At 70.9% G+C, this 6,079-nt stretch carries 7 protein-coding genes; all 7 read left to right on the top strand.

Annotated features, from left to right (window positions below; translation table 11 throughout):
• On the top strand, positions 1 to 459 hold a 459-nt coding region (locus VFV89_RS01345), incomplete at its 5' end, for an integrase core domain-containing protein (RefSeq protein WP_329704089.1).
• Between the two features lie 181 nt (positions 460 to 640).
• Entirely contained in the window at positions 641 to 1,468 is an 828-nt protein-coding gene (locus VFV89_RS01340) for a class I SAM-dependent methyltransferase (protein WP_329704088.1), read from the top strand.
• 97 nt (positions 1,469 to 1,565) lie between these two features.
• Positions 1,566 to 2,426: a 3-methyl-2-oxobutanoate hydroxymethyltransferase gene (gene panB / locus VFV89_RS01335; protein WP_329704087.1), complete on the top strand. Its 861-nt coding sequence runs from the start codon at positions 1,566 to 1,568 to the stop codon at positions 2,424 to 2,426.
• Between the two features lie 163 nt (positions 2,427 to 2,589).
• Positions 2,590 to 3,516, top strand: a complete 927-nt coding sequence (locus VFV89_RS01330; protein ID WP_329704086.1) for an ABC transporter ATP-binding protein — start codon at positions 2,590 to 2,592, stop codon at positions 3,514 to 3,516.
• A 2-nt stretch (positions 3,517 to 3,518) separates the two neighbouring features.
• The gene (locus tag VFV89_RS01325) at positions 3,519 to 4,304 is read left to right on the top strand and encodes an ABC transporter permease (RefSeq protein WP_329704085.1); all 786 of its coding nucleotides are present in this window, start codon (positions 3,519 to 3,521) and stop codon (positions 4,302 to 4,304) included.
• Between the two features lie 14 nt (positions 4,305 to 4,318).
• Positions 4,319 to 5,455, top strand: a complete 1,137-nt coding sequence (locus tag VFV89_RS01320; RefSeq protein WP_329704084.1) for a sensor histidine kinase — start codon at positions 4,319 to 4,321, stop codon at positions 5,453 to 5,455.
• The gene (locus VFV89_RS01315; RefSeq protein ID WP_329704083.1) at positions 5,452 to 6,066 is read left to right on the top strand and encodes a response regulator transcription factor; all 615 of its coding nucleotides are present in this window, start codon (positions 5,452 to 5,454) and stop codon (positions 6,064 to 6,066) included. Before VFV89_RS01320 ends, VFV89_RS01315 begins: the two co-directional genes overlap by 4 nt.
• The last annotated feature ends 13 nt before the right edge of the window (positions 6,067 to 6,079 follow it).

Below are 6,079 nucleotides of genomic sequence, written 5' to 3'. Positions count from 1 at the left end.
ATCGTGGGCTGGCGGGTCGCCTCACACATGCGCACCACCATGGTGCTCGACGCGATCGAGATGGCCCGCTGGTCCCGCGGCGCTCAGCTGAGCGGACAACGGTTCGAAGGGCTGCGCTGTCACAGCGACGCAGGCAGCCAGTTCACCTCGATTCGCTACGGCGAACGGCTCGAGGAGATCGGCGCCACCCCCTCCATCGGGACCGTGGGCGACTCCTACGACAACGCCCTGGCTGAGACCGTCAACGGCTACTACAAGGCCGAACTCATCCGCGGCCCGGCCCGCGATGGCCAACCGTGGAAGAGCGTCGAGGATGTCGAGCTAGCCACCCTGGGCTGGGTCCACTGGCACAACACCCAGCGGCTCCACGGCTACCTCGCCGACATCCCACCAGCCGAGTTCGAGCAGACCTTCTACGCTCACCTTCAAGCCGACCAAACCCCGGTCGCAATCAAATAGGCCGAGCCTCTACAGAACCCAGGGCGGTTCATGTCGAGACCTCCCCCACCACCGCTGGTCGAGCCTGTCGAGACCTCCGCAGCCGGTGCTGGGACCCACCCGATGCCCCGGATGCGGTCATCGCGACGGGCTCGATGAGCGGTGGCCGGGTCCCCGCGCGCGGCGGGCGTAGTCTCCGCAGATGGACCCATCGGGCTGGTCCGAGGCCACGCAGCGGGCCGAGCAGACCTACGACTCGGCGGCCGACCGGTTCACCGCGCCGCAGCTGAGCTTCTGGGACCGCTGGGGCAGCGAGACGATCGCCCGGACCGGGCTCCGGCCCGGCCAGCGGGTGCTCGACCTGTGCTGCGGCGCGGGTGCATCGGCGATCCCGGCCGCGCACGCGGTCGCCCCGCAGGGCAGCGTCGTGGGCGTCGACGTCTCGCGGGGGCTGCTCGACCTCGCCCGGGCGCGGGCCGACGCTGAGGGGCTGACCAACCTCGAGCTCCGGTGCGCCGATGCGACCGCCACGGGGTACGCCGACGGCGAGTTCGACGCGGTGGTCTGCGTCTTCGGCGTGTTCTTCCTGCCGGACCGGGCCGGCTTCACCTCGGAGATGTGGCGGATGGTCCGGCCGAGCGGTGGCACGCTCGCGATCACGACCTGGGGTCCGGGCTGGCTCGAGCCCGCATCGTCGATCTTCTGGGACGCCGTACGCGCGGAGGACCCCTCGCTCTACAAGGGGTTCAACCCGTGGGACGACATCACCGAACCCACCGCCCTCCTCGAGGTCTTCGAGGCTGCCGGAGTGGAGAACGCCTCCGCCGAGGCGGTTGCGGCGACCCATCCGGTGCCGCGCCCTGAGGACTTCTGGGTGATCGTGATGGGCTCGGGCCCTCGAGCCACCGTGGACGCACTGTCGCCGGGGCAGGCCGACCGCGTGCACGACGAGGTCCTCGGGAAGCTGGAGGAGCGGGACATCACCGAGGTCTGCGTCGACGTCGTGTTCGGCGCCGCGGTCAAGGCGTGACCAGCGACACAGGTCGTTACCCGCGCGTACGTCGTTAGCATTTTCGAGAGTCCGTGGACACCACCAGGGAACCGCGAGACGACGATTGGAGCTCGAGATGAGCACCCCCGAAGAGACCGCTCCCTACGGCACCGGGCCAACAGCCTCGAGCGCCCCGGCCCCCGTGCGGAAGGTGCGCACGCACCACCTGCGGGAGATGAAGGAACGCGGCGAGAAGTTCACGATGCTGACGGCGTACGAGCAGTACGCCGCCCAGACCTTCGACGAGGCCGGCATCGACGTGCTGCTGGTCGGCGACAGCGCCTCCAACAACGTCTACGGCAACGAGACCTCTTTGCCGGTGACGGTCGACGAGCTGATCCCGCTGACCCGCGCGGTGTCGCGGTCGGTGCAGCGCGCGCTGGTGGTGGGCGACCTGCCGTTCGGTTCCTACCAGGCCTCGCCGGAGCAGGCGTACCTGACCGCCGCCCGGTTCATGAAGGAGGGCGGAGCACACTGCGTGAAGCTCGAGGGCGGCGTCGAGATGGCGCCGCAGATCGAGCGGCTCGCCCACGGCGGCATCCCCGTCATGGCACACATCGGCTTCACCCCCCAGTCCGAGCACGCGCTCGGCGGCTACCGGGTCCAGGGCCGCGGCGAGACCTCGGCGCGGGTGCTGGCCGACGCCGAGGCGGTTCAGGACGCCGGCGCCTTCGCGGTGGTCATGGAGATGGTCCCCGGCGACGTGGCGGGCGAGATCACCCGCAAGCTCCGGATCCCCACCATCGGCATCGGCGCCGGCAACGAGACCGACGGCCAGGTGCTGGTGTGGCAGGACGCGTTCGGGCTGCGGACCGGCAAGATGGCGCGGTTCGTCAAGCAGTACGCCGACGTGCACGGCGTGCTCCTCGACGCGGCCCGCGCGTACGCCGAGGAGGTGAAGGCCGGGACCTTCCCCGGCCCCGAGCACACCTTCTGACTGCCCTCGGGGGACAGGGGGCGGTGGGATAGCAACCGCTCTCCCTGTGGATGACTGTTGCCACCCCACCGCCAGCCAGGACCGCCTCCCTCTGACAAATGTCACGGCCGCTTCGTGACGCTCCGCTGAGGGCTCGGACGCGGCCGGCGGCGAGGCTTCTGCCATGACACAGACCCAGCTCTCCAGGACCGGCGTGGCCACCACCCCCGTGCCCGCGGTCTCGCTCTCGGGGGTGACCAAGTCCTTCGGCGCGGTCGAGGCGGTCAGGGGCATCGACCTCGAGCTCGAGCAGGGCGAGATCGTCGCCTTCCTGGGGCCCAACGGCGCCGGCAAGACCACGACCATCGACATGGTGCTCGGACTCTCCCAGCCGACCAGCGGCGAGGTCAGCGTGCTCGGGCTCGAGCCTCGGGAGGCGATCGCGCGCGGCCTGGTCAGCGCGGTCATGCAGACCGGCGGGCTGATCAAGGACCTGACCGTGCGGGAGACCGTGGAATACACCGCGAGCCTGTTCGCCGACACCAAGCCGGTCGACCTCGTGCTCGAGAACGCCGGCATCACCGGGATCGCCGACCGCAAGGTGGCCAAGTGCTCCGGCGGCGAGCAGCAGCGGCTGCGGTTCGCCATGGCCCTTCTGCCCGACCCGGCCCTGCTGCTGCTCGACGAGCCGACCACCGGGATGGACGTCGAGGGCCGGCGTAGGTTCTGGTCCGCGATCCGGGCCGACGCCCGCCAGGGCCGCACGGTGCTGTTCGCCACCCACTACCTCGAGGAGGCCGACCAGTACGCCGACCGCATCGTGCTCATCAGCAAGGGCCGGATCGTGGCCGACGGCAGCGGCTCGGAGATCCGGGGGCTGGCTTCGGGACGATCGGTCCGCGCCACGCTGGCGAACGCCGACACCGACGCGATCGCCGCCATCGGCGGCGTCGACGGCGTGGAGGTCCGCGGCGAGACCGTGATCGTGCACGCCAAGGACAGCGACACCGTGGCCCGCTACCTGCTGACCGAGACCGACGCGCGCGACCTCGAGATCATCTCGAAGGGTCTCGAGGACGCGTTCTTGAGCCTGACGACCGAGGAGGACTGACCATGGCCACCGCCACCATCGACCCCACCACCCGCAAGGTGCCGCCGCTGGGCGGCTTCAACCGGACGATCCTCGGCATCGAGCTGAGGCGGATCCTGCGCAACCGGCGCACCATGTTCTTCACACTGGTCTTCCCGGCGGCGCTGTTCCTCTCCTTCGGCGGCAGCTCCGGCTGGGACGACAAGGTCGGCCACGGCAACGTCGCGGCGTACGTCATGGTCTCGATGGCGCTCTACGGCGCCGCGCTGACCGCCGCGGCGGCCGGCGCGATGGTCGCCATGGAGCGGGCCATGGGATGGTCGCGCCAGCTCCGGCTGACGCCCCTCAGCCCCGTCGTCTACATCGTGATGAAGGCGATCGTCGCCGTCGTGACGGGAGCCGTGGCGGTGACCGTCGTCAACGTCGTCGGCGTCCTCCAGGGCAAGCCCGACATGCCCGCCGGGCGCTGGGTGGCCTGCGCGGTGCTCGGCGTGCTGTGCACGCTCGTCTTCGCGGCGCTCGGCGTGTTCGTCGGCTACCTGGTGCCCGGCGAGAACGCCATGCAGATCCTCGGCCCCGGCCTGGCGATCCTGTCGTTCCTCGGGACGGTGTTCATCCCGATCCAGGACCACACCAGCCTGCTCTGGCACATCGCGCAGTGGACACCGATGTTCGGTGTCGCCGTCATCACCCGGGCGCCGCTCACCGGCGACCTGCCGTGGTACGCCGTGGTCAACGCCATCGGCTGGCTCGCCGTCTTCGTCCTCGGCGCGGCGTGGCGGATGAGCAAGGACACCGCCCGCGTGTGACTAACGTGCTCACCGTGAGCCGGACCGCGCACGGCACCGAGCTGACCGACATGGAGTCCGCGGTAGAGACACCCCCTCCCGTCGGCAGGCTCGGGCCGCTGTTCGCCGGGATCTGGCTGTTCTTCCTCGTGAACCCCTTCCTCGCGGGCTGGGCGCGCCGCGACGAGTGGCGCGGGGTCGTGGGGATGGTCTCGACGGTGCTGTTCGCGGCGGCGTACATGGTGCTGTGGTGGCGGTACCGCGCCGACCGGCACCGCCACCTCACCACCCCGCCGCTGAGGTGGTCGCTGTCGTGGATCGTCGCGTTGTTCGTCCTCGGCGCGATCACCGTGGCCTGCATCGGCGAGGAGGGGCTCGCCTGCGTGGTCTACGTGAGCGTCGCGTGCGTGCTCGTGTTCCCCTACCGCGTCTCGATCCCGATCGCGATCGCGCTGACGGTCGGCACCCTGGGGCTCGGAGGGGTCGAGCAGTGGGGCAGTCAGGTCGGGACGGCGTTCGGGATCATGGCAGCCTCGCTCGCGGTGCTGGGGCTCCGCGCGGTCATGAACCGCAACGTCGAGCTCATCGTCGCCCATCAGGAGAACGCCCGGCTCGCGGTCGACAACGAGCGCAGCCGCTTCGCGCGCGACCTGCACGACATCCTCGGCCACTCGCTGACCGTCATCACAGTGAAGGCCGAGCTCGCACAGCGGCTGCTCGACGTCGACGTCGAACGCGCCCGCGCCGAGCTGGCCGACCTCGAGCGGCTCAGCCGGGACGCGCTCACCGACGTACGCCGTGCAGTGGAGGGCTACCGCGACATCACGCTTCCTGGCGAACTGGTCCGGGCGCGGGTCGCTCTGCAGGCCGCCGAGATAGACGCCGACCTGCCGAACTCCACAGACGACGTTCCCTCCGACCTGCGCGAGCTGTTCGCCTGGACGGTGCGCGAGGGCGTGACCAACGTGATCCGCCACTCCGGCGCCTCCCACTGCGAGGTCCGGCTGACCGCCACGTGCGCCGAGGTCGTCGACAACGGAACGGCGACCCCGTCATCCAGCGGCCACGGCTCCGGGCTGGCCGGGCTGCGCGAGCGCGCGGCCGACGTAGGCGCCACCGTGGTGACCCGGCGGCTCTCTCCCGGCTTCTCTCTCTCGGTCGTCCGCTCGTGACCACGCCCATCCGACTCCTCCTCGCCGACGACCAGGCGCTCGTCCGCGGCGCGCTCTCCGCCCTGCTCAACCTCGAGCCGGACCTCGAGGTGGTCGCCGAGGTCGGCACCGGCGACGCCGTGCTGCCAGCGGTGCTCGAGCACCGGCCCGACGTGGCCCTGCTGGACGTGGAGATGCCCGGCCTGGACGGAATATCCGCCACGGCCGAGGTCCGGAACGCCTCGCCGTCCACGCGGGTGCTGATCGTGACGACGTTCGGCCGACCGGGCTACCTGCGCCGCGCGCTGCAGGCCGGGGCCGCCGGATTCGTGGTCAAGGACACCCCCGCGGCCCAGCTGGCCGACGCCGTACGCCGTGTGCACGCCGGCCTGCGCGTCGTCGACCCCGCCCTGGCCACCGACTCGCTGGTGGCCGGCGAGTCCCCGCTCACCGCCCGCGAGACCGAGGTGCTGCGCGCCGCCCGCGACGGCTCGACAGTGGCCGCCATCGCCAGGAAGCTGTTCCTCTCGGAGGGGACCGTGCGCAACCACCTCTCCGCCGCCATCGGCAAGACCGGTGCCGCCAACCGTGCCGAGGCCGTGATCATCGCTGATGGGAACGGCTGGCTATGACTTTGGCGAGGTT

This window comes from Nocardioides sp. (assembly GCF_036274455.1).
Classification (GTDB): Bacteria; Actinomycetota; Actinomycetes; order Propionibacteriales; family Nocardioidaceae; genus Nocardioides.
Note: the sequence above shows the minus strand (reverse complement) of the source record. Positions and strands in the feature narration are given on the sequence as shown.

Excerpts from the sequence above, each read along its gene's own strand:
- VFV89_RS01340 (WP_329704088.1), top strand. The coding sequence starts at position 641 with ATGGACCCATCGGGCTGGTCCGAGGCCACGCAGCGGGCCGAGCAGACC.
- panB (WP_329704087.1), top strand. The coding sequence starts at position 1,566 with ATGAGCACCCCCGAAGAGACCGCTCCCTACGGCACCGGGCCAACAGCC.
- VFV89_RS01330 (WP_329704086.1), top strand. The coding sequence starts at position 2,590 with ATGACACAGACCCAGCTCTCCAGGACCGGCGTGGCCACCACCCCCGTG.
- VFV89_RS01325 (WP_329704085.1), top strand. The coding sequence starts at position 3,519 with ATGGCCACCGCCACCATCGACCCCACCACCCGCAAGGTGCCGCCGCTG.